Raw genomic sequence first — 23,332 nt, forward strand, 5'->3', positions numbered from 1 at the left:
GCGCGACGTGCGACCCGCGCCGCGGGTTACAGCCTTCGTGCGCCGTTCATCGCGCAAGCACGCGCGCATGATGCGCGATGTGATCGGCGATGAACGTCGAGATGAAGTAGTAGCCGTGGTCGTAGCCCGCGTGTCGGCGCAGCGTCAGCGGCTGGCCGGCCTTCGCGCACGCGGCTTCGAACACGTCGGGGTTCAGCTGGTTCGCGAGGAACTGGTCGGCGAGGCCCTGGTCGACGAGGATGCCGTCGGCGAACTTCGGCGCGTCCGCACGCGCGACGAGTTCGCTCGCGTCGTGCTCCTTCCACGCGTCGCGGTCGGCGCCCAGGTAGCCCGAGAACGCCTTCTCGCCCCACGGGCAGCGCGTCGGCGCGGCGATCGGCGCGAACGCCGACACCGAGCGGTACAGGTCGGGATGGCGCAGCGCGAGCGTCAGCGCGCCGTGCCCGCCCATCGAGTGGCCGAAGATCCCGAGCCGCGCGCCGTCGATCGGCAGCTCGGCCGCGACGAGTTCGCGCAGCTCGCCCGTCACGTACGATTCCATCCGGTAATGCGTCGACCACGGCGCTTGCGTCGCGTCGACATAGAAGCCCGCGCCGACGCCGAAATCCCACGCATCGGACTCGCCCGGCACGTCCGCGCCGCGCGGGCTCGTATCGGGCATCACGAGCGCGAGGCCGTGCTGCGCCGCATACTGCTGCGCGCCGCCCTTGATCGCGAACGTTTCCTCCGTGCACGTGAGCCCCGCGAGGTAGAACAGCGCCGGCACGCGGCCGTGCGCCGCCTGCGGCGGCAGGTACACCGAGAACTTCATCGGCAGGCCGATGGCCTTCGAATCGTGGCGATAGAAGCGTTGCTCGCCACCGTGGCAAGCATGCGAAGAAACGAGTTCGAGCATGGAGTTCCCTTCCGTTCAATACAGCACGATCGGGCGAATCGATTCGCCCGTCTTCATCGAGTCGAAGCCGTCGTCGAGCTTCGCGGGCGGCAGCGCGTGCGTGTCATGCGGGGCCGTGCCGCGCGACACGGCGAAACCGTGCCCGCCATGATCGCCGATCCCGCCGCCGATCGCGTGCGCGAAACAGTCGCCGGCTTGCCGCGATGCGTCACCGCCGTCGCGACAGGACAAGTGCCCGAGTTTAAACGCCGGTCGTGAACCACGCATCCGTTCGCGTATACAGATCGACGAAACGCGCATGGCGGGCGGCCAGCGCGCGATCGTCGCGCGGCGCGGCGACCGGCGACGCAGCCGGCGCCAGCGTGCGCAGCGCGTCTTCGCGCCAGTGCCCGATCGCGATGCCCGCGAGCAGCGCGGCGCCGCGCGTCGCGGCGTTCGGGCAATCGACCGCGTCGAGCGAGGCGCCGAGCGCATCCGCGAGCAACTGGCGCCAGCGCGGATCGACCGAGCCGCCGCCGGCGAGGCGCAGCGTCGTCACCGGATCGGCCGGGTTCGCGTCGCGGATCGCATCGAGCCCCGCGCGCAACGCGAACGCGACGCCTTCGAATGCGGCGCGCATCATCGCGCCGCGCGTGTCACCGAGCCCGAGTCCGAGCCAGCCGCCGCGCGCATCGGGATTCATCCACGGCGAGCGCTCGCCCGTGAGGTACGGCAGGAAGCACAGCCGCTCGGACGGCGGCTGCGCGAACGCGTCGTCGTACGCCGCCGGCCAGCCGTCATAGCCGAGCCAGCCGCGCACCGCTTCGAGCGCGATGCCGACGTTCTGCATCGCGGCCATCGTGTAATAGCCGCCGCCGGCCGCCGTGCGATAGCGATGAAGCCCGCGCCGCGCGGGCGGCAAGCGATCCGCGAGCACGACGATCTGGCCGCCGCTGCCGGTGGTGAGCAGCGCGTCGCCGGCCGCGACGAGCCCGCTGCCGAGCGCCGCGCACGCGGTATCGGCCGCCCCGGTCGCCAGCGGCACGCCGGCCGGCAGCCCGAGCGCCGTCGCGGCCGTCGCGGCGAGCACGCCGCAGCGCGCGCTCGACGGCTGCACCGGTGCGAAGCGGTCGGCCGACAGGCCCAGCGCGTCGATCAGCGCCGTATCCCACGCGCCGTCCGGCGTCGCGAGCGCGGTCGCGCACGCATCGCTCGGATCGGCCGCGACGTCACCGCCCAGCGCGATGCGCAGCCAGTCCTTCGGCTGCACGGCCCGGCGCGCGGCCTGCAGCGCCTGCGGCTCGTGTGCGGCCAGCCAGCGCAACAGCGGGCCCGCCATGCCGGGCGCGACGGGATTCGGTGCGACGGGCACACCGGCGACGGGCAATCCGGCGACGGGCACACCGGCGACGGGCCAGTCGGCCGCGTCAGCTTCACGCACCGCGCGCGTGTCGGGCCACAACAGCGCGGGCCGCACCGGCTGCCCGGCCGCGTCGATCAGCACGACGCCATGCATCTGGCCGGAGAAGCCGATCGCGGCGACCTGCTCGCGCTCGGCGGCCGGCAGCCGTGCCGCGGCGCGCACGAGCGCCTGCCACCACACGTCGGGCGCGATTTCGGCCCAGCCGGGCTGCGGCGAAGACAATGCATAGGGTTCGCTCGCAACCGCGCGCTCGATGCCGTCGGCATCGAGCGTGACGAGTTTGATGGAGCCGGTACCGAGGTCGATTCCGAGCAGGCGCATGGCTGGGTGGCGTAGTCGAGTAAACGGATGTCGATGATAGCGGGATCGCGACGCGTGGCTCTGATTTGCGCGACGCTTTTGCCGCTGCGGGAATGCGAAAACGCGACCGCGCGCGCCGGGCTTCACGAGGCTGCATCTTGCGCGTGAAAACGGCCGCTCGCGGGTTAACCCGGCGCGATTTTTCGCAGGTCGTTTTTGCCACTATGCCGACGCGCCGATACAGACCATAAAGCCGACGATATTTGACATGGGGGCCCGCACTATTTTGAAGGGCTATAAAACCGGGGAACCTCACTCCAGCGGTGTTTCCCGATGATCTTCCCCCTGTTGCATGCCGAACCGGCATATCGAACCTGCAAAGAGCGGAATAGAACCCAGTGCTCTTGTTGCGATGGTGCATTCCGCATAACTTCGTACCACCCCGAAAACAAGATCATGGAGTGAGACAGATGCAATCGAACACGGTCCATCCGTGCGATGAGGTGCTGCCGACCGGCAAGCTTGTAACGCTTGGTCTGCAGCACGTCCTCGTCATGTACGCCGGCGCCGTCGCCGTGCCGCTTATCGTCGGCGGCGCGCTGAAGCTGCCGAAAGACCAGATCGCGTTCCTGATCAGCGCCGATCTGTTTTCGTGCGGCATCGCCACGCTGATCCAGACGCTCGGCCTGTGGATCTTCGGGATCCGCCTGCCCGTCATCATGGGCTGCACGTTCGCCGCGGTCGGCCCGATGATCGCGATCGGCACCAACCCCGGCCTCGGCATTCTCGACATCTTCGGCTCGACCATCGCGGCCGGCATCATCGGCATCGTGCTCGCGCCGACGATCGGCAAGCTGCTGCGGTTCTTCCCGCCGGTCGTGGTCGGCACCGTGATCGCGGTGATCGGGCTGTCGCTGATGGAAGTCGGGATCAACTGGGCCGCCGGCGGCGTCGGCAACCCCGAATACGGCAGCCCCGTCTATCTCGGCCTGTCGCTGCTCGTGCTCACGCTGATCCTGCTGATCAACAAGTTCGGCCGCGGCTTCCTCGCGAACATCTCGGTGCTGCTCGGCATCGTAGCCGGCTTCGTGATCGCGTTTGCAGTCGGCCGTGTGAATACCGACGGCGTGGCGCTCGCACCGTGGGTCGGTTTCGTGATGCCGTTCCACTTCGGCCTGCCGCATTTCGACCCGCTGTCGATCGCGACGATGGTCACGGTGATGTTCGTCACGTTCATCGAATCGACCGGCATGTTCCTCGCGGTCGGCGACATGGTCGATCGTCCTGTCAACCAGGACCGTCTGGTGCGCGGCCTGCGCGTCGACGGCCTCGGCACGCTGATCGGCGGCATCTTCAACTCGTTCCCGCACACGTCGTTCTCGCAGAACGTCGGCCTGATCGGCGTGACGGGCGTGAAGAGCCGGTACGTCTGCGCGACGGGCGGCGTGATCCTCGTGCTGCTCGGCCTGTTCCCGAAGATGGCGCAGGTTGTCGCGTCGGTGCCGCCGTTCGTGCTGGGCGGCGCGGGCATCGTGATGTTCGGGATGGTGGCGGCAAACGGCATCAAGGTGCTGTCGAAGGTCGACTTCGTGAACAACACGCACAACCTGTTCATCGTCGCGGTGAGCGTCGGCATGGGCCTCGTGCCGGTCGTGTCGCCGCACTTCTTCTCGAAGCTGCCGCCCGCGCTCGCACCGATCCTGCACAGCGGCATCCTGCTCGCGTCGGCCTCCGCCGTGATCCTGAACATCGTGTTCAACGGCGTGAAGGGCGAGAAGGATGCGAAGTGCGAGATCCGTCGCGCAGGACATGACTTCGACGGGCGCCCGGCCGACGTGCATCACTGATCGGTCCGCGCCGGACGCACGGCGCGACACGGCAAACGAAAAACGCCACGGCAAGCCGTGGCGTTTTGCTTTGCGGCGAAGGACCGCAGCGGTGATGGCGATGCGCTGTCGCGACAAACCGGCCGCCCAAAAAGAAACGCCACGGACTTTCGTCCGTGGCGTTGTCGCATCCCGGGGACCGCGACTTCAGCGAACCGGAGCGGTCGCCCGCCCCTGCCCGCCGTCGTGCTTACCCGTTCGTCGCCGCCGCCGACGCAGGCGCCGGTGCGGCCGCCTTGTCGTAGTCGACCGTCTGGTCCGGCGCGCGCGGCGTCTCGCCGGCTTGCTGGATCCACCCGCCGCCCAGTGCGCGGTACAGGTCGACCAGGTTCGTCCAGCGGGCCAGACGCGCGTTGATCAGCGTCTGCTGCGCGGTGTACAGATCGGTTTGCGCGGTCAGCACCGACAGGTAGCTGTCGACCCCGTTCTTGTAGCGCAGGTCCGACAGATCGAAACGACGCTGCTGCGCGTGCTCGTTGCGCTGGAGCGCGGCGATCTGCTGGTCGTACGTGCCGCGTGCCGCCAGCCCGTCCGACACTTCGCGGAACGCCGACTGGATCGCCTTCTCGTAGTTGGCAATCTCGATGCGCTTCTGCACGTTCGCGAGGTTCAGGTTCGCGATGTTCTGCCCACCTTCGAAGATCGGCATCGTGATCTGCGGCGCGAACGACCACGCCGCCGTGCCGGCCTTGAACAGCCCGCCGAGCGTGGGGCTGCCGGTGCCGAACGCGCCCGTCAGCGAGATGCGCGGGAAGAACGCCGCGCGTGCCGCGCCGATGTTCGCGTTCGCGGCCAGCAGCGTCTGCTCGGCCTGCATCACGTCGGGGCGACGCGTCAGCAGGTCCGACGGCAGGCCGGCCGGCACGTCCGTCAGCAGGTTCTGCGCGTCGAGCGGCATGCCTGCGGGCAGATCGTCCGGCAGCGGCTCGCCGACCAGCAGCACCAGTGCATTCAATGCCTGCGCACGCGCGCGCGCCTGCGCCTGCTGGTTCGACAGCGCCTGCTCGACCACCGTCTGCGCCTGACGCAGCTCGAGCTCGGAGCCCGTGCCGTTGTCGAACTGCAGCTTGGTCAGGTCGTACGACGCCTGCGCGGTCTTCAGCGTGTTTTCCGTGACCTTCAGCAGGTCGTCGGTCGACAGCAGCGTCAGGTACTGATCCGCGACCTGCGACACCAGCGAGATCTCGGTGGCCTGCCGTGCATACGACGTCGACAGGTACTGCGCGAGGGCCTGGTCCTTCAGGCTCTGCACGCGGCCGAACAGGTCGAGCTCCCACGACGCGGACAGGCCGACGTTGTAGGCGCGCGAGATGTACGGCGCACCGGTCTGCGAAAGACCCTGCGGCACGCGCTGGATAGTGCCGGTGCCCGTGCCGTCGAGCGTCGGGAACAGGCCGGCGCGCGTGATCTGGTACTGCGCGCGCGCCGCCTCGATGTTCAGCACCGCGACGCGCAGGTCGCGGTTGTTCTTCAGCGCGATCTCGATCAGCCGCTGCAGGCGCGGATCGACGAAGAATTCGCGCCAGCCGATGGCGGTCGCCGCCTGGCCGTTCGCGCTGCGCGCGCCGGCAGCACCCGGCTGCGTCGCATAGACGCCGTCGGCCGGGTACGCCTGCGCGACGGGTGCGTCGGGCCGCTTGTAGTGCGGCGCCATCGTGCAGCCCGTGGCAAGGAGCGCGACCGCGATTGCAGTCAAAGCGTGTTTTTGCATCATCACTGTCCCTTGTTGCCTTCGTCGCCGTTGCCCGGCTTCTCTTCGTGGTGCGAGTGCTCCTGAGCCAGGCGCAGCGCCTCGTCGACGTCTTCCTTCTCGCCGCTGAAGATCGCGCGAATCTTCACGAAGAACATCGGGATCATGAAGATCGCGAGGAACGTCGCCGTGATCATCCCGCCGATCACGCCGGTACCGATCGCGTGCTGGCTCGCCGAACCCGCGCCGTTACTGATCGCGAGCGGCATCACACCGAGAATGAACGCGAGCGACGTCATCAGGATCGGACGCAGCCGCAGGCGCGCCGCTTCCAGCGCGGCCTCGATCGGCCCCATCTTCTCCGTCATCTGCAGTTCGCGCGCGAACTCGACGATCAGAATCGCGTTCTTCGCGGACAAGCCCACCGTGGTCAACAGGCCGACCTGGAAGAACACGTCGTTCTCGAGGCCGCGCATCGTCGCCGCGAGCAGTGCACCCACGACGCCGAGCGGCACCACCATGATCACCGAGAACGGGATCGACCAGCTTTCATACAGCGCCGCGAGACACAGGAACACGACCAGGATCGAGATCGCGTACAGGACCGGCGCCTGCGAGCCGGACTGGATTTCCTGGAACGACAGGCCGGTCCACGAATAGCCGATACCAACCGGCAGCTTCTTCGCGAGCCCTTCCATCGCGGTCATCGCCTGACCGGTCGACTTGCCCGGTGCGGCCTGACCCTGGATTTCCATCGCCGACACGCCGTTGTAGCGCTCGAGCTTCGGCGAACCGTACGTCCAGTGACCGCTCGCGAACGCGCCGAACGGCACCATCCCGCCCGCCCCGTTGCGCACGTACCAGATGTTCAGGTCTTCCGGCGTCATCCGGAACGGCGCGTCCGACTGCACGTACACCTTCTTGATCCGGCCGTCGGTGTCGAGGAAGTTGTTCACGTACTTCGACGCCCACGCGATCGAGAACGTCTGGTCGATCGCCTCCGCCGTCACGCCGAGCGCGTTCGCCTTCTCGCGATCGATGTCGACCTTGTACTGCGGCGTATCGTTCAGCCCGTTCGGACGCACGCCCTGCAGCGTCGGATCCTTCGCGGCCATCCCGAGCAGCTGGTTACGCGCGGCCATCAGCGCGTTGTGGCCGAGACCGGCGTTGTCCGTCAGCTCGAAGTCGAAGCCGGCGGCCGTGCCGAGTTCAGGAATCGACGGCGGGTTGAACGGGATCACCATCGCGTCCTTGTAGCCCGCGTAGCGGCCGAACATCCGGCCGATCAGCGCCTGGACCTTCTGGTTCGCGTGCTGACGCTGCGAGTAGTCCTTCAGTCGCACGAACACCAGACCGGAGTTCTGGCCGCGGCCGGCGAAGCTGAAGCCGTTGACCGTGAACGCCGATTCGACGATTTCCTCCTCGTCCTTCAGCAGGTAGTCGGAAATGTTCGCGAGCGTGCGCGCGGTCGTTTCCTGCGTCGAACCCGACGGCGTCTGCACGATCACGAACATCAGGCCCTGGTCTTCATCGGGCAGGAACGACTTCGGCAGGCGCACGAACAGCAGCCCGACCGCGACGATCACGACCAGATAGATGATGAGCCAGCGACCCGAGCGCTTGATCACGTGGTGCACGCCGACGTGGTACTTCTCGCGGCTGTTGTTGAACGTGCGGTTGAACCAGCCGAAGAAGCCCTTCTTCTCCTCGTGATGGCCCTGCGGGATCGGCTTGAGGATCGTCGCGCACAGTGCGGGCGTCAGAATCAACGCGACCAGCACCGACAGCACCATCGCCGACACGATCGTCAGCGAGAACTGACGATAGATCGCGCCGACCGAACCGCCGGAGAACGCGACCGGCACGAACACCGCCGACAGCACGAGCGCCACGCCGACGAGTGCGCCGGTGATCTGGCCCATCGCCTTGCGGGTCGCCTCCTTCGGTGACAGCCCCTCTTCCGCCATCACCCGCTCGACGTTCTCCACCACCACGATCGCATCGTCAACCAGCAGGCCGATTGCCAGCACGAGGCCGAACATCGACAGCGTGTTGATCGAGAAGCCCACCATCGACATGATCGCGAACGTGCCGAGCAGCACCACCGGCACCGCGATCGTCGGGATGATCGTCGCCCGCAGGTTCTGCAGGAACAGATACATCACGAGGAACACGAGCACGATGCCTTCGAGCAGCGTCTTGACCACTTCCTCGATCGACAGCTTCACGAACGGCGTCGTGTCGTACGGATACTTCACGACGAGGCCGTGCGGGAAGAACGGTGCGAGCTCGTCGATCTTCGCGCGCACGGCCTTCGCGGTCGCCAGCGCGTTCGCGTTGGTCGCGAGCTGGATACCGAGTGCCGCGGTCGGCTGACCGTTGTACTTCGTGTCGAAGTTGTAGTTTTCGCCGCCGAGCTCGATCTTCGAGACGTCCTTCAGGCGAACCTGCGAGCCGTCCTGGTTGACCTTCAGCAGGATGTTGCCGAACTGCTCGGGCGTCTGCAGCAGCGTCGATTCGGTGATCGTCGCCTGCAGCACGGTGCCCGGCTTGGCCGGCGTGCCGCCGATCTGGCCGCCCGCGATCTGCACGTTCTGCGCGGCGATCGCGCTCGACACGTCGACCGGCGTGAGGCCGTAGTTCGTCAGGCGGGTCGGGTCGAGCCAGATCCGCATCGCGTACTGCGAGCCGAACAGCGTGACGGTACCGACGCCGTTCAACCGGCTGATCGGATCCTTCACGTGCGACGCCACGAAGTTCGCGAGGTCGTACTTGTTCATGCTGCCGTCTTCGGAGTTGAAGGCGAGCACCAGCAGGAAGCTGCTGCTCGACTTCGTCACCGACAGACCGAGCTGCTGCACGACCTGCGGCAGAACCGGCGTCGCGAGCGACAGCTTGTTCTGCACCTGGACCTGCGCGATGTCGGCATTGGTGCCCGGCGCGAAGGTCAGCGTGATCGTCGCGTTGCCCGAGTCGTCACTCGTCGACGACATGTACAGGAAGTTGTCGAGACCGCTCATCTGCTGCTCGATCACCTGCGTCACCGTGTCTTCCACGGTCTTCGCGGAAGCGCCCGGGTAGTTCGCGGTGATCTGGATCGATGGCGGCGCGATCGTCGGATACTGCGAGATCGGCAGCGTGAAGATCGCCGCGACCCCGGCCAGCATCAGGATGATGGCGATCACCCACGCGAAGATCGGGCGATCGATAAAAAACTTTGCCATGAAACAGGCTCCCTGTTATTTCGCGCTCGAAGCGGCGGCGGCGCTCGCCGGCGCTGCGCCCGAGGCGGCGGCACCCGATGCTGCGGCACCCGAGGCAGCAGCGCCCGAGGCGGCGGCGCCCGAGGCAGCGGCGGCGGCCGGCGCGGCGGATACGGCCGCACCCGATGCGGCGTCGGCGGCCGGCAACTGCGCGGCGACCGACTTCACCGTCGCGCCCGGACGAACCTTCTCGACGCCCTGCACGATCACGCGGTCGCCCGCTTGCAGGCCGCCTTCGACGATCCAGTTCTGACCTTGCATGCCGGTCGTCTTCAGCGGACGCGGCTCGACCTTGTTGCTCGCGTTCACGACCAGCGCGACCGCCTGGCCCTTCGCGTCATGCGTGACGCCGATCTGCGGCACCAGGTACGCGTTCTCGTTCACGCCTTCCTCGATCCGTGCACGCACGAACATCCCCGGCAGCAGCACGCGGCCCGGGTTCGGGAACACCGCGCGGATCGTCACCGAGCCCGTCGTCTGGTCGACCGTGACGTCGGAGAACTGCAGCTTGCCGGCGTCCGAATAGGTCTTGCCGTCCTCCAGGATCAGCGACACCTTCGCCGCGCCCGGGCCGCTCGTCTTCAAACGGCCGCTCTGCACGTCCTGGCGCAGCTTCAGCCCCTCGAGGCTCGACTGCGTCAGGTCGACATAGACCGGATCGAGCTGCTGCACCGTCGACATCAGCGTCGCCTGGCTCGCCTGCACGTAGGCGCCCGGCGTGACTTGCGAAATGCCGACGCGGCCGGTGATCGGCGACACGACGTCCGTATAGCCGAGGTTGATCTGCGCGGTATCGACCGCTGCCTTGCCGGCCGCGACGTCCGCCGCGGCCTGGCCTTGCGTGGCCACCGCGTTGTCGTATTCCTGCTTGCTGACCGCGTTCGCGGCCACCAGCACCTTGTAGCGCGCGACGAGCGCGTTCTGCGTGACGAGGTTCGCCTGCGCCTTGGCGAGCGTCGCCTTCGCGCTGTTCAGCTGAGCGATGTACGGTGCCGGGTCGATCTTGTAGAGGCGCTGGCCGGCCTTGACGTCGCCGCCTTCGGTGAATTCACGGCGCAGCACGATGCCGTCGACCCGTGCGCGCACTTGCGCGACGAGGAAGGCGCTGGTGCGGCCCGGCAGTTCGGTGAAGACCGGGACGGCTTGCGGCTGGACGGTGACGACACCGACTTCCGGCGTTTGCGGCGGCGGTGCCGATTCTTTTTTTCCGCAGGCAGCCAGGAAAACCGCGGCTGCCGCGACAGTGATCAAGCGGTATGGAACCCGTTCGACGCGCATGGAGCGACCTCTGTTTGTAACCAATGGAATGAGTGCAGCGCCCCGCGGGAGCGCAACACGGATGCGCCTCGCGGCGCAGATCGAACACCTGAATTACGGGACTGCTGGATACAGCAAGTCGGCACGAGACCTCCATGCCGACGAGATGCCGCGAACTGCGGATGGTACTTTGGCGGGAATCAGCAGAGTGGGATATTAACTGATTGCCACTTGGGCCATTCGATCGTAGGGTGGTATTGTATATACATTCACGAATGTATGTAAAAAGCCCGATCGCCCGTCGCGACCCGCCCAATCTTACGAATTATTTCCAATCGAGAGCATAGCGGCTCCCGGAGACGGCGACGAGGGTTGCAGACCCTATATTCACCTACGATCGATCCATTCAGGCCTGCACATGGTCAGACGTACCAAGGAGGAGGCGCTCGAGACGCGCAACCGCATTCTCGATGCCGCCGAACACGTATTCTTCGAGAAGGGCGTGTCGCACACGTCGCTCGCGGACATCGCCCAGCACGCCGGCGTGACGCGCGGCGCGATCTACTGGCATTTCGCGAACAAGAGCGAGCTGTTTGACGCGATGTTCGACCGCGTGTTCCTGCCGATCGACGAACTCAAGCGCATGCCGCACGACGCGCCCGGCGGCAATCCGCTCGACACGATTCGCAAGATTCTGATCTGGTGCCTGCTCGGCGTGCAGCGCGACTCGCAGTTGCGACGTGTGTTCAGCATCCTGTTCATGAAGTGCGAATACGTCGCGGACATGGAGCCGCTGCTGCAGCGCAACCGCGCGGGGATGAGCGAGGCGCTGCACGCGATCGATGCCGATCTCGCGGTCGCCGTCCGGCTCAAGCTGCTGCCCGAGCGGCTCGACACGTGGCGCGCGACGCTGATGCTGCACACGCTCGTCAGCGGTTTCGTGCGCGACATGCTGATGCTGCCCGACGAAATCGACGCCGAGCAGCATGCGGAAAAACTCGTCGACGGCTGCTTCGACATGCTGCGCTACAGCCCGGCGATGCTGAAGACGGGCGACTGACGGGCGCTGCGCCGACGGCGCGACGTGCGCCGTTTCATCGTGCTCGGCGGGGCGATCCGGCCAAGCGCGGGCGGCAGTCCCGCGCCGCCCGAGCGATTCCTCTACTTTCCCCCGCGCTTGTCAGGCCGCCTTCGCGCGTTGCGCGCGGGCGCGCCGGTTCGACGCAGCCACCGAATCGCGCGTCGGCATCGCCGCGCCGCCGAGCCCCGCGATCCATGCGTCGGTCGACATCACGGCCGCGAAATTCGACTGGAACACCACCGTGTACGCGCGGTGAATCTCCTCGGCGCTCACCGCGCCCGCTTCGTTCTCGTACGGCAACGCGCCGGTCGCGTCCGTCAGGTACTCGACGGCGAGCCCCGCATGCGCCGCGTGATAGACCGTCGCCGCATTGCAGTTGTGCGTCATGTAGCCGGCGACCGACAGCGTGTCGATGCCGTGCGCGTCGAGCCACGCGGCGAGATCGGTGCCGGCGAACGCGCTGGCCTGCGCCTTCACGATCAGGTGCGCGTGCGGCCGGTCGGCGACGACCGGATGCAGTGCGACGCCGTCCGTGCCGGGCGCGAAGATCGGCGCGCCCGCCGGCGCGACGTGCTGGACCACGATCACGGGCACGCCGGCCGCATGCGCGGCGTCGATCGCGCGACCGATGTTCGCGAGCGATGTGTCGATGGGCGGATACTCGATCGGCAGGTTGCCCGTCACGTATTCGTTCTGGACATCGATCACGATCAGGGCACGGCGGGAAGCAGAAGACGATACGGCGTTCGACATGGCAGGCTCCGGGTTCGGCCGCGCGGCCCCGCTCCGGAACGGGGCGGACGGCAGCGCGATGCGATGCATTGTCGGATCGCATCGCGCTTGCCGACAGTGGCCCGATAGCCATTCTTCGATAGAATCGGGCCATCGCCATTCCGGAGCCCGTCATGCGCGCAGCTGCGTCGTCCGTTGCCCCCGCCCCGACCGTCGTCGCCGTGATCGCGTACGACGGCATCAGCCCGTTCCACCTGTCGGTGCCGTCCGTCGTGTTCGGCAAGGAGCGCGATGCGGCCGCGGCGCCCGCGTTCGAGTTCCGCGTGTGCTCGGCCGAGCGCGGCCCGCTGTCGACGACGGGCGGCTTCACGATCACCGCGCCGCACGGGCTCGACGCACTCGACGACGCGGACATCGTCATCGTGCCGGCGTGGCGCGATCCGGCCGAAGCGCCGCCGGACGTGCTGGTCGACGCAGTACGCACGGCGGCCGCGCGCGGTGCGCAGGTCGTCGGCCTGTGCCTCGGCGCGTACGTGCTCGCCGCGGCCGGGCTGCTCGACGGGCGCCCGGCCACGACGCACTGGGCGTGGGCCGACGACTTCGCGCAGCGCTTTCCGCGCGTGAAGCTCGACCCCGACGTGCTGTACGTCGACGACGGCAACCTGATGACGTCGGCCGGCACGGCCGCGGGGCTCGACTGCTGCCTGCACGTGGTGCGGCGGCGCTTCGGCTCGGACGCCGCGAACCAGATCGCACGCCGTCTCGTGATCCCGCCGCACCGCCAGGGCGGACAGGCGCAGTACGTGCCGCAGCCGGTCGCCGCGCATCCGCGCGACGCGCGGCTCGCCGGCCTGCTCGACTGGGTGCGCGCGCATCTCGACGTCGCGCACAGTGTGGATTCGCTCGCCGAACGCGTGCTGATGAGCCGGCGCACGTTCACGCGCCACTTCCGCCAGGCGACGGGCATGACCGTCACCGCGTGGCTGCAGGCCGAGCGGCTCACGCGTGCGCAGCATCTGCTGGAAACCACCGGACAATCGATCGACGCGATCGCGCAGGCAGCCGGCTACGGGTCGAGCGTGTCGCTGCGCCAGCATTTCGCGGGCGCGCTCGGCACGTCGCCGTCGGCCTATCGGAGGGAATTTCGCGGCGCCGGGCCCGACGCGCGGCGCTAGCGTGGGCGCCGCCGGTGCTCGGCCGGGCGACTGGCTAGCGGGCGCGGCCGCTCACGCGCCGTTGATCCAGCGCGCCGCATACAGCAGCAACGCGACGAACACGATGATCGCCGCCCACGCCCAGACGGGCAGCGGGCCGGATTCGCGATGATGAACGGCGCTCGCCGCGCGGCCGCTCAGCGCGCCGCCGAGGTGCGACGGCAGCGGACGCTTCGCCGCGGCCATCAGCGACGCGGGCCGCAGGAACACGTGCTGGCGACGCGCCGGGCTCGAGCGCGCGCGGTTCGGCACGAGGCCGTGCTTCGCCTGCACGACCGCGCAGAATTCGCGGAAAAAATCGTCGGTCCACTCGTGCAGCGCATTCTCGATCTGCCGCGCCGGCAGCTCGGCGAGCGGCCCGCTCGCCGTCGCCCACACCACGTATTCGACGCGCGTCGCGGCCTCGTCGTCGTCCGGCAGCAGCACGAGCTCGACCTGCCCGCGCAGCGCGCCGAGGCCGTCGGCCCGCGCCTTGAAGTTGAGCACGCGGCGCGGCTGCCCTTCCGCGTCGCCCTGCTCGCTCGCCGAATGCGCACGCACGTCGTAGCGCGCACGCAGCGGGCCGAGCGGGACCGTGATCGTCAGCGCGAACTCGCCATGCGCGAGCTTCACGAACGATTCGCAATGGTCGAAGCTCGCCCGCAGCAACGCGAGATCCTCGAGCGCCTCCCGCACGACAGCCGGCGCGAGCGGTACGCGTAACGTGTCGGTCAGTTCCATGATGCCTCCCCCGATGAACCCACGCCGTCTCAGGACGTCTCGATGAGATTGTCGACCCGTGCGACATCGAAGGCGACGTAGTGCGCGAGCGCGGACGCGGCCTCCCCCGGTTCCTCGTAACTCCACGCGGCGTTCTCGATCACGCCGTCTTCGGTCTGCAGGTGGAAATACACGGCCTGGCCCCGCAGCGGACACGCCGTCGTGACGCTCGACTTCACGAGCCGGTGCATGTTGACGTCGCCGCGCGGCAGGTAATGGATGTCCGGCAGGCCCGTTTCGCGCACGGTCAGTGCGCCCTGCGAGTCGGCGTACGTAATCCCGCGATGGATCACGCGCACGCGATGGCGGTTCGGCACGATTTCTAGGCGAGGGTCGGCGGCATCGGACATCGTTTCTTCTCCGGGCGGCGGCCCCGGCGGGCAAGCCGGGTGCAGGAAACGAAAAAGCCACGGCACAGGGGCCGTGGCTCTCATTATGGGCGAAACTCCACCCGATTGCGCGACCGGACCGGGCCCGCGCAATCCGCTATTGCGTATTCCACCGGAACGCGGCCTTCGCGCCGCCCTTCGCCCCGACCGTGACTGCGCGCGATTCGTCGCTGCCCTGGTACGACGCGTGAACGGTGTAGCGGCCCGGCGGCACTTTCACGAGCATGTACGGCCCGCGTGCGTCCGTCTTCAGCACTTCGGTGCCCTTGGCGTCGACGATCCGCACATGGACGTCGGCCAGGAATTCGCCGCCCTGGCCGGTGAAACGCAGTGCCAGCGGCCACGCCGCTTCGCTTCGCTCGAATGCCGTCGATTGATCCTTGCCGATGCCGCCCGATACGTAGCTGACATCGCCCTGCTGGCTCGCTGCGGGCAAGCCGTCCGAGGCCTCCGATTGCGCGTAGGCGCCGGGCGCGGCGCCGACGAGGCCGGCGGCCAGTGCCGCGGCGGCGGCAATTCGGGACACGTTGCGTAGATATTGCATGGCTCTCTCCTTTCGGGTCGGAACACAGCACCACGGGGCCGAACGCCGGCAGCGCCCGCGAGGGCCGGCGAAGCCGGCCCGCAACGGCCGCCGGTCAGCTCAGGTCGACCGGCACGAAGATCTGTGCATTATCGCGCTGAATCAGGAGAGCAAGACTGTTGCCCGCTCCCTTGACCGCCTCGCGCAATTGCTCGGCGCTCGTGACCGGGCGGCCGTTGACCGCAAGGATCACGTCGCCGGGCTGGATGCCCGCGGTCGCGGCCGGGCCGCCTGCCTGCTGCACGATCAGCCCGTGCGACAGGTTGGTGGCGCTGCGCTCCTGCGGCGTGAGCGGCCGCACCGCGACGCCGAGGCGCCCTTGCTCGACCGGGCCGCCGTCGTTCGACGCCAGCTTCGCGTCGGTCATCGCGCCGAGCGTCACGCTGATCGTCTTCTTCGACTTGTCGCGCCATACCTGCAGGTCGGCCTTCGAGCCCGGCTTCAGGTTCGCGATCTGCGCGGGCAGCGACGTGGAGTCGGCCACCGGCGAACCGTTCACCCCGAGGATCACGTCGCCCGGCTGCAGGCCGGCCTTCGCGGCCGGGCCGTTCGGGTCGACCGAGCTGACGAGCGCACCATCCGGCTTCTGCAGTCCGAACGAGCTCGCGAGCGTCTGGTTCAGCCCCTGCACCGCGACGCCGAGGCGGCCGCGGCTCACGTGGCCGGTCTTCACGAGCTCGTCCTTGACCTTGATCGCCTCGTTGATCGGGATCGCGAACGACAGGCCCTGGAAGCCGCCCGTCTGCGAGTAGATCATCGAGTTGATACCGATCACCTCGCCCTGCAGGTTGAACAGCGGGCCGCCCGAGTTGCCGGGGTTCACCGGCACGTCGGTCTGGATGAACGGCGTGTAGTTCTCGTCGGGCAGCGCGCGCGATTTCGCGCTGATGATGCCGGACGTGACCGTGTTGTCGAAGCCGTACGGCGAGCCGATCGCGACGACCCACTGGCCGACCTTGCTCTGGCCCGGGTCGCCGATCTTCACGGTCGGCAGGCCGCTCGCGTCGATCTTCAGCACCGCGACGTCGGACTGCTTGTCGGAGCCGACGACCTTCGCCTTGTACTCGCGCTTGTCGGTCAGCTTGACCGTGACGACGTTCGCGCCATCGATCACGTGCGCGTTCGTGAGGATGTATCCGTCGGCGCTGACGATGAAGCCCGAACCGAGGCTCGCGCTCGGCTGGTCGTCCGGCTGCGCGTCGCCGCCCATGCCCGGCACCTGGCCGTAGAAGTGCTTGAAGAACTGGTAGAACGGATCGCTCGGATCCATCGGCAGTTGCGGCTGCTGCACGCGTCGCGACACCTGCTTCACGACGTGCTTCGCGCTGATGTTCACGACCGCCGGGCCGTAGGTTTCGACGAGCCCGGAGAAATCGGGAATGCCTGTCTTCGCCGCGGCCTCGGCCGGCATCAGCGCAGCGGCCTGCGCAGGCGTGATGATCTGCGGATCGGCGTGGCGCGTGCCCGCGACATAGCCGGCGGACAGGGCGGCCGCCACGGCGACCGCGACGGCGCCGCGCGCAAGGAATCGAGTGTTCATCGTAGGACCTCCTCTTTGTTAGGACGCAGCGTAACGACCCTGACTTAAAGGAGGCTTAATCGACCTCGAGCGAGGCCTAGACCCGGTTCACGCGGATGACGGACTGGCGCCGCCCACCGCCGGCGCCCGCGCGGCGCCATGCATCATGCGGATTCGGAAGCCTGCGCCGGCATCTCGGCGTCGCGGAACACGACGCTCACGAGCAGGCCGCCCGCGGCCGCGTCGCCGAGCGACACCGTCGCGCCCTGCTGCGCCGCGACGCGCTTGACGATCGCGAGCCCGAGCCCGCTGCCCGACACGTCGGCGCGCGCCCGCGCGGAGCTGTCGCGGTAGAAGCGGTCGAACACGCGCTCGCGCTCGTCGGCCGGGATGCCGGGCCCGCTGTCGCCGATCTGCACGCACGCGCGGCCGGCCGCGTCGTGCGTCAGCGACACGTCGATGCGGCCGCCGTCGGGCGTGTACTTCACCGCGTTGTCGAGCAGGTTGCCGAACATCACGCGCAGCGCGCCGACGTCCGCGACGACGGTCGCCGCGGAGCTCTCCTCGAAGCCGAGATCGATGTGGTGCCGCTGCGCGAGCGGCGCATGCGCGGCCACGCATTCGACGAGCAGCGCCTGCAGATCGACCGGCTCGCGCATCGTCGCGCCGTCCGGTTCGGCACGCGCGAGCGCGAGCAGTTGCTCGGTGAGACGCGTCGCGCGCGACACGCCATCCTGGAGATCCGCAATCGCCTCGCGACGCGATGTATCGTCCTTCGCGCGGGCGACGAGCTGCGCCTGGATCTGCACGGCCGCGAGCGGCGTGCGCAGTTCGTGCGCGGCATCGGCGACGAAGGCCTTCTGCGTGTCGAGCGCCGCCGACAGCCGCGCGAGCAGCCCGTTCAGCGCGCGCACGAGCGGCTGCACCTCGAGCGGCAGGCCCGCATCGTGCAAGGGATCGAGCGCTTCGGGCCGGCGCGCCTCGACCGCGCGCGTCACGCGGGCGAGCGGCGCGAGCCCGCGCCCGACGATCATCCAGACCGCCGCGCCGAGGAACGGCAGCAGCACGATCAGCGGCCACAGCGTGCGCAGCGCGACGTTCGCCGCGAGCCGGTTGCGCACCGACAGCGGCTGCGCGAGCTGCACGACGTTGTCGCCGACGATCGCGCCGTACACGCGCCATTCGCCGCGATCGGTGCGCTCGGTCGAGAAGCCGAGCTCCGCGCGCGGCGCGATCGGCGCGCGCGGATGCGAGAAGTACATCAGCACGCCGTTGCGATTCCAGATCTGGATCACGATGCCTTCGTCGCCGTTGGTGCGCGAACCGAACACCTGCGAGAACGGCTCGGACGGCAGCGCCGCGGCGATTTCCTGCAGCTGGTAGTCGAACAGCTCGTTCGCTTCGGCGAGCGCCTGCCGGTAGATCAGCCAGCCCGCGAGGCCCACGCCCGCGACGACGATCGCGAGCAGCCAGATCAGCAATTGATGACGAATCGACCTCACGCGTCAGCTTTCCTTGACGACCATGTAGCCGAGCCCGCGCACGTTGCGGATCAGGTCCGAACCGAGCTTCTTGCGCAGCGCGTGGATGTAGACCTCGACCGTGTTGCTGCCGATCTCCTCGCCCCAGCCGTACATCTTCTCCTCGAGCTGGCTCTTCGACAGCACCGCGCCGGGCCGCGCCAGCAGCGCCTGGAGCAGCGCGAACTCGCGCGCGGACAGCGCGACGGGCGCGCCGTCGAGCGTCACCTGGTGCGACGCGGGATCGAGCGTCAGCGCGCCGTGGCGGATCAACGACTCGCTGCGCCCGGCCTGGCGGCGGATCAGCGCGCGCATCCGCGCGCCCAGTTCGTCGAGGTCGAACGGCTTGACGAGGTAGTCGTCGGCGCCCGCGTCGAGCCCCTTCACGCGATCGGCGACCGCATCGCGCGCGGTGACGATCAGCACCGGCAGCGACTGCCCGCGCGCGCGCAGCGTGCGCAGCACGTCGATGCCGTCGCGTTTCGGCAGGCCGAGATCGAGCAGCAGCAGGTCGTACGCCTCGCCGCCGAGCGCCGTGAGCGCCGCGTCGCCGTCCTGCACCCAGTCGACCGCGAAGCCGTCGGCGCGCAATGCCTTGCGTACGCCTTCGGCAATCATTCGATCGTCTTCAACGAGGAGAATCCGCATCGGAACCGGAACCCATGGGGCGAGTCAACATGGCGACCATTGTAGCGCCGCGAATCGCGTGCGCCGCCTGCAATGCAACAGAAAGGCGGATTGCAAGGAGCGTGTGCGCACTTGTCTCTACAATGTGCGCTCCGGCGCGCCGCGCGCCCTGCCCGAACCCCTGCATTTCCCGTATTCGCCCATGCCGATTTCCGATCTCTCCGCCCGGTTCGCACCCCGCGCCCGCGTCTGCGCCCGCGTCTGCCTGCGTACGGCCGCCGTCGTCGCCACCTGCACGGCCCTTGCGTTCGCACCTCCCGCGCAGGCCCGCAAGAAGCTCCACAAGGAAGCCCGCAAGACCGCCGTCGTGTCGCCCGCCGCGCGCGCGGCCGGCCTGCCGGCGTCCGTGCTCGTCGCGCTGCAGCGCGCGAAGGTGCCGGCGTCGGCGATGAGCGTCGTCGTCGAGCGCGTCGGCGATCCGGAGCCGCTGATCGAATGGAACGCGAACCGGCCGATGCTGCCGGCATCGACGATGAAGCTCGTCACGACCTTCTCGGGCCTGTCGATCCTCGGCCCCGACTTCCGCTGGCGCACCACCGCGTATGCGGACGGCCCGGTCGATCCGGACGGCACGCTGCAAGGCAACCTGTACATCAAGGGCACCGGCGATCCGAAGCTCGTGCCCGAGGAGCTGATCGACCTCGTCGACAAGCTGCGCAAGGCGGGCGTCAAGCGCGTGGCCGGCGGCCTCGTGCTCGACAAGAGCTATTTCGCCGCGTCGACGCGCGACCTGCCGTCGTTCGACGACGACGTGAGCGCACCGTACAACGTCGGCCCCGATCCGCTGCTGTACGCGTTCAAGGCCGTGTCGTTCACGGTGACGCCGGGCGACGACGGCAAGATCGCCGTCGATGTGCTGCCGCCGCTCGCCAATCTGTCGATCGACAACCAGCTGTACGAAGGCAGCGGATCGTGCGGCGCGGCGGCGGCGGCCGCGCGTCCGACGCTGTCGGCCGGCAGCGGGATCATGACCGCGTCGTTCGCCGGCGACTATCCGCTGCGCTGCGGCGCGCGCACGACCAATCTCGCGATCCTCGATCACACGACGTTCTTCGCGCGCGGCTTCCTCGCGCTGTGGCAGCAGGACGGCGGCACGATCGCGGGGCCGGTCAGCGAAGGCAAGGTGCCGACCACCGCGCGCCCGCTCGCCGTCCATCACAGCCCGGTGCTCGGCAGCATCGTCTACGACATCAACAAGTTCAGCAACAACGTGATGGCGCGCAACCTGTTCCTGACGATCGGCGCGGTCGCCGGCAAGCCGCCCGCGACACCCGAGCAGTCGAGCCGCGCGATTCAGGCATTCCTGCGCAAGAGCGGGATCGCGATGCCCGACCTCGCGCTCGAGAACGGCTCGGGCCTGTCGCGCGACGAGCACGTGAGCGCGCTGTCGCTCGCCGCGCTGCTGCAGGCCGCGAACGCGAGCCCGGTCGCACAGGCGTTCGTCGATTCGCTGCCGGTCGCCGGCATCGACGGCACGATGAAGAACCGCCTGACCAACGCCGGCGTGCTCGGCAACGCGCACATCAAGACGGGCACGCTGCGCGACGTGCGCGCGATCGCGGGCTACGTCGCGGGTGCGGACGGCCAGAGCTACGTCGTCGTCAGTTTCATCAACGACGATCACGCGGAAGCCGCGCGCGCCGCGCACGACACGCTGCTCGAATGGATCTACGCGGGCGCGCACTGACGGGACGGCGCGCGCCGCGACGCGGCCCACCCGCGCACCGCCGGCGCATCGCGCCACAAAACGGGGCCGCACCGCGCGGCCCCGTTGCACATGGTTTTCCGTAGAAACCCTGTCCTCAGAGGGAACCCTCTACGCTGCCCCCTCGCCTAGCGCGTGGCGATTGCGTAGGCTGTTGGCCTGACTGATATCTAGAACGGGCCAAAGGCCCGGCCTCACGGCTTGCAGGGGAAAGGAGGAGACACGTCCATGCGATTCGACGTCGAATTGCTTCTGCTCGCGCTGGCGCCCGTCTTCCTGCTCTGCATCGCGTGGGAGGCCTGGCACCTCGCCCGCACGCGTGCGCAGGACCGTGTCTATGCGTGGCGCGACACGCTGTGCAACGCGGCGCTCGCGCTGATGCACCAGGGCGCCGACAAGCTCGCGTGGCTGTTCGTGATCCCCGTTTATGCGTACTGCTACGCACATTTCCGGCTGTTCACGTGGCACGACGGCTGGCTGTCGTTCGCCGTGCTGTTCATCGGCCAGGACCTCCTCTACTACGTGTTCCATCGCGCGAGCCATCGCGTGCGCTGGCTGTGGGCCGCGCACGTCGTGCACCACTCGTCCGAGCGGATGAATTTCTCGACCGCGTTCCGGCAGAGCCTGATGTATCCCGTCGCGGGCATGTGGGCGTTCTGGCTGCCGCTCGCGTTCGTCGGCTTTCCGCCGCAGCAGATCGTCGGCGTCGTGCTGATCAACCTCGCGTTCCAGTTCTTCGTGCACACGCAGGCGATCGGCAAGCTCGGCTGGCTCGAATACGTGTTCAACACGCCGTCGATCCATCGCGCGCACCATGCCCGCAACCCGCGCTATATCGACCGCAATTACGCAGGTGTGCTCGTGATCTGGGATCGCCTGTTCGGCAGCTACGTCGAGGAGTCGCCCGACGATCCGCCGCGCTATGGAATCGTCGAGCCGCTCGGCTCGAATAACCCGCTCGTCGCGACGTTCCACGAGTGGGTGTCGATGGCGGCCGACGCGTTGCGCATCGACGGATGGCGCAACAAGCTGCGCGCGATTTTCGGCCCGCCCGAATGGGCGAGCGCTTATCATGCGCAGATTGCAGAGGCCGCGAACCAGGATCCGCGCGCCGTGCCGCTTGCGGCTGCGCGTGACCAATAAACCGTTTCAGCCAACGGCCGCCGCGCAGCCCGGAACCGGGCAGGCACGCGGCAGATGAGAAATACATCAGGCCATATCTACGAGGAGATAGAACGATGCAATCACGACAACACGCACCTTCCCGCATTCGGCAGCGCCTGCTGCGCACCGCACAGGTCGCGATCGCGGGCGCCGCGCTCGCGCTGCTCGCCGCGTGCGGCGGCGGTGACGACAACAACAACAGCGCGTCGAATACGCCGCCGTCCGGCGTGAAAATGCAGATCGTATCGTTCGGCGACAGCCTGTCGGACGCCGGCACCTACTCGCAGATCAAGCTCGGCTTCGGCGGCGGCCGCTTCACGACCAACCCCGGCCAGGTGTGGACGCAGAACGTCGCGCAGTACTACGGCGACACGCTGCAGCCCGCGAACCAGGGCGGCTTCGGCATCCCGCTGCAGGCCACCGGCGGCCTCGGCTATGCACAGGGCGGCTCGCGCGTGACGCTGCAGCCGGGCATCGGCCATGCGGACGCCAGCGTGCCGAACGCCGACTACGCGCAGGCCACGACGACGCCGATCGCCGATCAGGTCAAGCAGTACCTGACGCAGCACGGCAGCTTCAACTCAGGGCAGATCGTGCTGGTCAACGGCGGCGCGAACGACATCTTCTATCAGGCGCAGGTCGCGCAGGCGCAAGGCAACACGCCGGCCGCGCAACTCGCGGCGGCGCAGGCGATCGGCCTGGCCGCGCAGCAGCTCGGCGGCCTCGTCCAGCAGATCGTCGCGGCGGGCGCGACGCACGTATTCGTGTCGAACGTGCCGGACATCGGCGGCACGCCGCTCGCGCTGCAAGGCGGCACGCAGGCCGTGTTCACGCAACTGTCGGGGCTGTTCAACCAGACGCTCGCCGGCACGCTGGCCGCGCTGAAGGTCGACAAGACCAAGTACGCGCTGCTCGACACGTTCACGTGGCAGGACGGCGTCGCGGCCAACTACCAGGCGAACGGCTTCGCGGTGTCGAACACCGACACCGGGTGCAACCTGAAGGCGATGGTCGCGGCAGCGACCCAGTTCGGCGTCGCGAACGCGACCGCATTCGGCTCGTCGCTGTTCTGCTCGCCGCAGACCTACACGGTCGCGAACGCGGACCAGACCTACATGTTCGCCGACCTGGTCCACCCGACGACGCGCCTGCACCTGCTGTTCTCGCAATTCGTCGAGAAGCAGATCGCGGCATCGGGCGTCGGCAAGTAAGCCGCCCGCCACGCGCTGAAACGCAAACGCCCGACCGGTTTTTCGCCGGTCGGGCGTTTTTTATTCCGGAGCGGA

At 68.3% G+C, this 23,332-nt stretch carries 19 protein-coding genes; 6 read left to right on the forward strand and 13 right to left on the reverse strand.

Features of this window, described 5'->3' with window-relative positions; all coding sequences use genetic code 11:
• Window positions 1-46 precede the first annotated feature (46 nt).
• The 3 genes from fghA to ACP26O_RS13390 are packed head-to-tail and all read right to left on the reverse strand — an operon-like array spanning window position 47 to window position 2,618.
• Window positions 47-895: an S-formylglutathione hydrolase gene (gene fghA, locus ACP26O_RS13380; RefSeq protein WP_175660338.1), complete on the reverse strand. Its 849-nt coding sequence runs from the start codon at window positions 893-895 to the stop codon at window positions 47-49.
• Window positions 896-910: 15 nt separating this feature from the next.
• A complete protein-coding gene (locus tag ACP26O_RS13385) occupies window positions 911-1,126 on the reverse strand; it encodes a hypothetical protein (protein ID WP_175665438.1) in 216 nt (71 codons plus the stop codon).
• Between the two features lie 10 nt (window positions 1,127-1,136).
• Window positions 1,137-2,618 carry a xylulokinase gene (locus tag ACP26O_RS13390; RefSeq protein ID WP_175665437.1) on the reverse strand — a complete coding sequence of 494 codons (1,482 nt, stop codon included), beginning with the start codon at window positions 2,616-2,618 and terminating at the stop codon, window positions 1,137-1,139.
• A gap of 449 nt (window positions 2,619-3,067) precedes the next feature.
• Here ACP26O_RS13390 and ACP26O_RS13395 point away from each other — a divergent pair, with 449 nt between their 5' ends.
• The gene (locus tag ACP26O_RS13395) at window positions 3,068-4,444 is read left to right on the forward strand and encodes a nucleobase:cation symporter-2 family protein (protein WP_165751948.1); all 1,377 of its coding nucleotides are present in this window, start codon (window positions 3,068-3,070) and stop codon (window positions 4,442-4,444) included.
• A 229-nt stretch (window positions 4,445-4,673) separates the two neighbouring features.
• On the opposite strand, the gene ACP26O_RS13400 is transcribed toward ACP26O_RS13395, so the two are convergent.
• Genes ACP26O_RS13400 through ACP26O_RS13410 form a run of 3 tightly spaced genes read right to left on the reverse strand, consistent with a single transcriptional unit; the run spans window position 4,674 to window position 10,714 of the window.
• Window positions 4,674-6,197: an efflux transporter outer membrane subunit gene (locus ACP26O_RS13400; protein ID WP_175665436.1), complete on the reverse strand. Its 1,524-nt coding sequence runs from the start codon at window positions 6,195-6,197 to the stop codon at window positions 4,674-4,676.
• Entirely contained in the window at window positions 6,197-9,397 is a 3,201-nt protein-coding gene (gene bpeB, locus ACP26O_RS13405; protein ID WP_175665435.1) for an efflux RND transporter permease BpeB, read from the reverse strand. The genes ACP26O_RS13400 and bpeB overlap by 1 nt, the downstream gene beginning before the upstream one ends.
• Window positions 9,398-9,412: 15 nt before the next feature.
• A complete protein-coding gene (locus tag ACP26O_RS13410) occupies window positions 9,413-10,714 on the reverse strand; it encodes an efflux RND transporter periplasmic adaptor subunit (RefSeq protein ID WP_175665434.1) in 1,302 nt (433 codons plus the stop codon).
• A 397-nt stretch (window positions 10,715-11,111) separates the two neighbouring features.
• Between ACP26O_RS13410 and ACP26O_RS13415 the strand changes: the two genes are divergently transcribed.
• On the forward strand, window positions 11,112-11,753 hold the full coding sequence (locus ACP26O_RS13415; protein ID WP_011657800.1) for a TetR family transcriptional regulator: 642 nt from the start codon (window positions 11,112-11,114) through the stop codon (window positions 11,751-11,753).
• A 120-nt stretch (window positions 11,754-11,873) separates the two neighbouring features.
• On the opposite strand, the gene ACP26O_RS13420 is transcribed toward ACP26O_RS13415, so the two are convergent.
• The gene (locus ACP26O_RS13420; RefSeq protein ID WP_105832518.1) at window positions 11,874-12,527 is read right to left on the reverse strand and encodes a cysteine hydrolase family protein; all 654 of its coding nucleotides are present in this window, start codon (window positions 12,525-12,527) and stop codon (window positions 11,874-11,876) included.
• A 152-nt stretch (window positions 12,528-12,679) separates the two neighbouring features.
• Between ACP26O_RS13420 and ACP26O_RS13425 the strand changes: the two genes are divergently transcribed.
• Window positions 12,680-13,681 (forward strand): helix-turn-helix domain-containing protein, encoded by a 1,002-nt coding sequence (locus tag ACP26O_RS13425; protein WP_105832465.1) that lies wholly within the window; start codon window positions 12,680-12,682, stop codon window positions 13,679-13,681.
• 51 nt (window positions 13,682-13,732) lie between these two features.
• Here the strand turns inward: ACP26O_RS13425 and ACP26O_RS13430 are convergent, their stop codons facing one another.
• The 6 genes from ACP26O_RS13430 to ACP26O_RS13455 all read right to left on the reverse strand — a co-directional run bounded on the left by ACP26O_RS13430 (window position 13,733) and on the right by ACP26O_RS13455 (window position 19,138).
• Window positions 13,733-14,440, reverse strand: coding sequence for a CoxG family protein (locus ACP26O_RS13430; protein ID WP_175665433.1), 708 nt, complete (start codon window positions 14,438-14,440; stop codon window positions 13,733-13,735).
• Between the two features lie 29 nt (window positions 14,441-14,469).
• Complete coding sequence (locus tag ACP26O_RS13435) at window positions 14,470-14,829, reverse strand: DUF427 domain-containing protein (protein WP_175660346.1); 360 nt, start codon at window positions 14,827-14,829, stop codon at window positions 14,470-14,472.
• Between the two features lie 136 nt (window positions 14,830-14,965).
• Complete coding sequence (locus ACP26O_RS13440; RefSeq protein ID WP_175660347.1) at window positions 14,966-15,412, reverse strand: carboxypeptidase-like regulatory domain-containing protein; 447 nt, start codon at window positions 15,410-15,412, stop codon at window positions 14,966-14,968.
• 94 nt (window positions 15,413-15,506) lie between these two features.
• Window positions 15,507-16,991: a DegQ family serine endoprotease gene (locus ACP26O_RS13445; protein WP_011657805.1), complete on the reverse strand. Its 1,485-nt coding sequence runs from the start codon at window positions 16,989-16,991 to the stop codon at window positions 15,507-15,509.
• A 143-nt stretch (window positions 16,992-17,134) separates the two neighbouring features.
• On the reverse strand, window positions 17,135-18,472 hold the full coding sequence (locus ACP26O_RS13450; RefSeq protein ID WP_175665432.1) for an ATP-binding protein: 1,338 nt from the start codon (window positions 18,470-18,472) through the stop codon (window positions 17,135-17,137).
• Window positions 18,473-18,475: 3 nt separating this feature from the next.
• The gene (locus ACP26O_RS13455; RefSeq protein WP_034177105.1) at window positions 18,476-19,138 is read right to left on the reverse strand and encodes a response regulator; all 663 of its coding nucleotides are present in this window, start codon (window positions 19,136-19,138) and stop codon (window positions 18,476-18,478) included.
• Window positions 19,139-19,319: 181 nt separating this feature from the next.
• On the opposite strand from ACP26O_RS13455, the gene dacB reads away from it, so the two are divergent.
• The 3 genes from dacB (at window position 19,320) to ACP26O_RS13470 (ending at window position 23,257) form a co-directional block, all read left to right on the forward strand.
• Complete coding sequence (gene dacB, locus ACP26O_RS13460; protein WP_175665431.1) at window positions 19,320-20,864, forward strand: D-alanyl-D-alanine carboxypeptidase/D-alanyl-D-alanine endopeptidase; 1,545 nt, start codon at window positions 19,320-19,322, stop codon at window positions 20,862-20,864.
• A gap of 246 nt (window positions 20,865-21,110) precedes the next feature.
• Window positions 21,111-22,025, forward strand: coding sequence for a sterol desaturase family protein (locus tag ACP26O_RS13465; protein ID WP_175665430.1), 915 nt, complete (start codon window positions 21,111-21,113; stop codon window positions 22,023-22,025).
• A gap of 95 nt (window positions 22,026-22,120) precedes the next feature.
• Entirely contained in the window at window positions 22,121-23,257 is a 1,137-nt protein-coding gene (locus ACP26O_RS13470) for an SGNH/GDSL hydrolase family protein (RefSeq protein WP_175665429.1), read from the forward strand.
• The last annotated feature ends 75 nt before the right edge of the window (window positions 23,258-23,332 follow it).

The organism is Burkholderia sp. R-40 (genome assembly GCF_049942845.1).
In the GTDB taxonomy this organism is placed as follows: Bacteria; Pseudomonadota; Gammaproteobacteria; order Burkholderiales; family Burkholderiaceae; genus Burkholderia; species Burkholderia ambifaria.

Bases quoted from the DNA above. Each gene is read 5' to 3' on its own strand.
- fghA (WP_175660338.1), bottom strand. From the start codon at position 895: ATGCTCGAACTCGTTTCTTCGCATGCTTGCCACGGTGGCGAGCAACGC.
- ACP26O_RS13390 (WP_175665437.1), bottom strand. From the start codon at position 2,618: ATGCGCCTGCTCGGAATCGACCTCGGTACCGGCTCCATCAAACTCGTC.
- ACP26O_RS13395 (WP_165751948.1), top strand. From the start codon at position 3,068: ATGCAATCGAACACGGTCCATCCGTGCGATGAGGTGCTGCCGACCGGC.
- ACP26O_RS13400 (WP_175665436.1), bottom strand. From the start codon at position 6,197: ATGATGCAAAAACACGCTTTGACTGCAATCGCGGTCGCGCTCCTTGCC.
- bpeB (WP_175665435.1), bottom strand. From the start codon at position 9,397: ATGGCAAAGTTTTTTATCGATCGCCCGATCTTCGCGTGGGTGATCGCC.
- ACP26O_RS13410 (WP_175665434.1), bottom strand. From the start codon at position 10,714: ATGCGCGTCGAACGGGTTCCATACCGCTTGATCACTGTCGCGGCAGCC.
- ACP26O_RS13415 (WP_011657800.1), top strand. From the start codon at position 11,112: ATGGTCAGACGTACCAAGGAGGAGGCGCTCGAGACGCGCAACCGCATT.
- ACP26O_RS13420 (WP_105832518.1), bottom strand. From the start codon at position 12,527: ATGTCGAACGCCGTATCGTCTTCTGCTTCCCGCCGTGCCCTGATCGTG.
- ACP26O_RS13425 (WP_105832465.1), top strand. From the start codon at position 12,680: ATGCGCGCAGCTGCGTCGTCCGTTGCCCCCGCCCCGACCGTCGTCGCC.
- ACP26O_RS13430 (WP_175665433.1), bottom strand. From the start codon at position 14,440: ATGGAACTGACCGACACGTTACGCGTACCGCTCGCGCCGGCTGTCGTG.
- ACP26O_RS13435 (WP_175660346.1), bottom strand. From the start codon at position 14,829: ATGTCCGATGCCGCCGACCCTCGCCTAGAAATCGTGCCGAACCGCCAT.
- ACP26O_RS13440 (WP_175660347.1), bottom strand. From the start codon at position 15,412: ATGCAATATCTACGCAACGTGTCCCGAATTGCCGCCGCCGCGGCACTG.
- ACP26O_RS13445 (WP_011657805.1), bottom strand. From the start codon at position 16,991: ATGAACACTCGATTCCTTGCGCGCGGCGCCGTCGCGGTCGCCGTGGCG.
- ACP26O_RS13455 (WP_034177105.1), bottom strand. From the start codon at position 19,138: ATGCGGATTCTCCTCGTTGAAGACGATCGAATGATTGCCGAAGGCGTA.
- dacB (WP_175665431.1), top strand. From the start codon at position 19,320: ATGCCGATTTCCGATCTCTCCGCCCGGTTCGCACCCCGCGCCCGCGTC.
- ACP26O_RS13465 (WP_175665430.1), top strand. From the start codon at position 21,111: ATGCGATTCGACGTCGAATTGCTTCTGCTCGCGCTGGCGCCCGTCTTC.
- ACP26O_RS13470 (WP_175665429.1), top strand. From the start codon at position 22,121: ATGCAATCACGACAACACGCACCTTCCCGCATTCGGCAGCGCCTGCTG.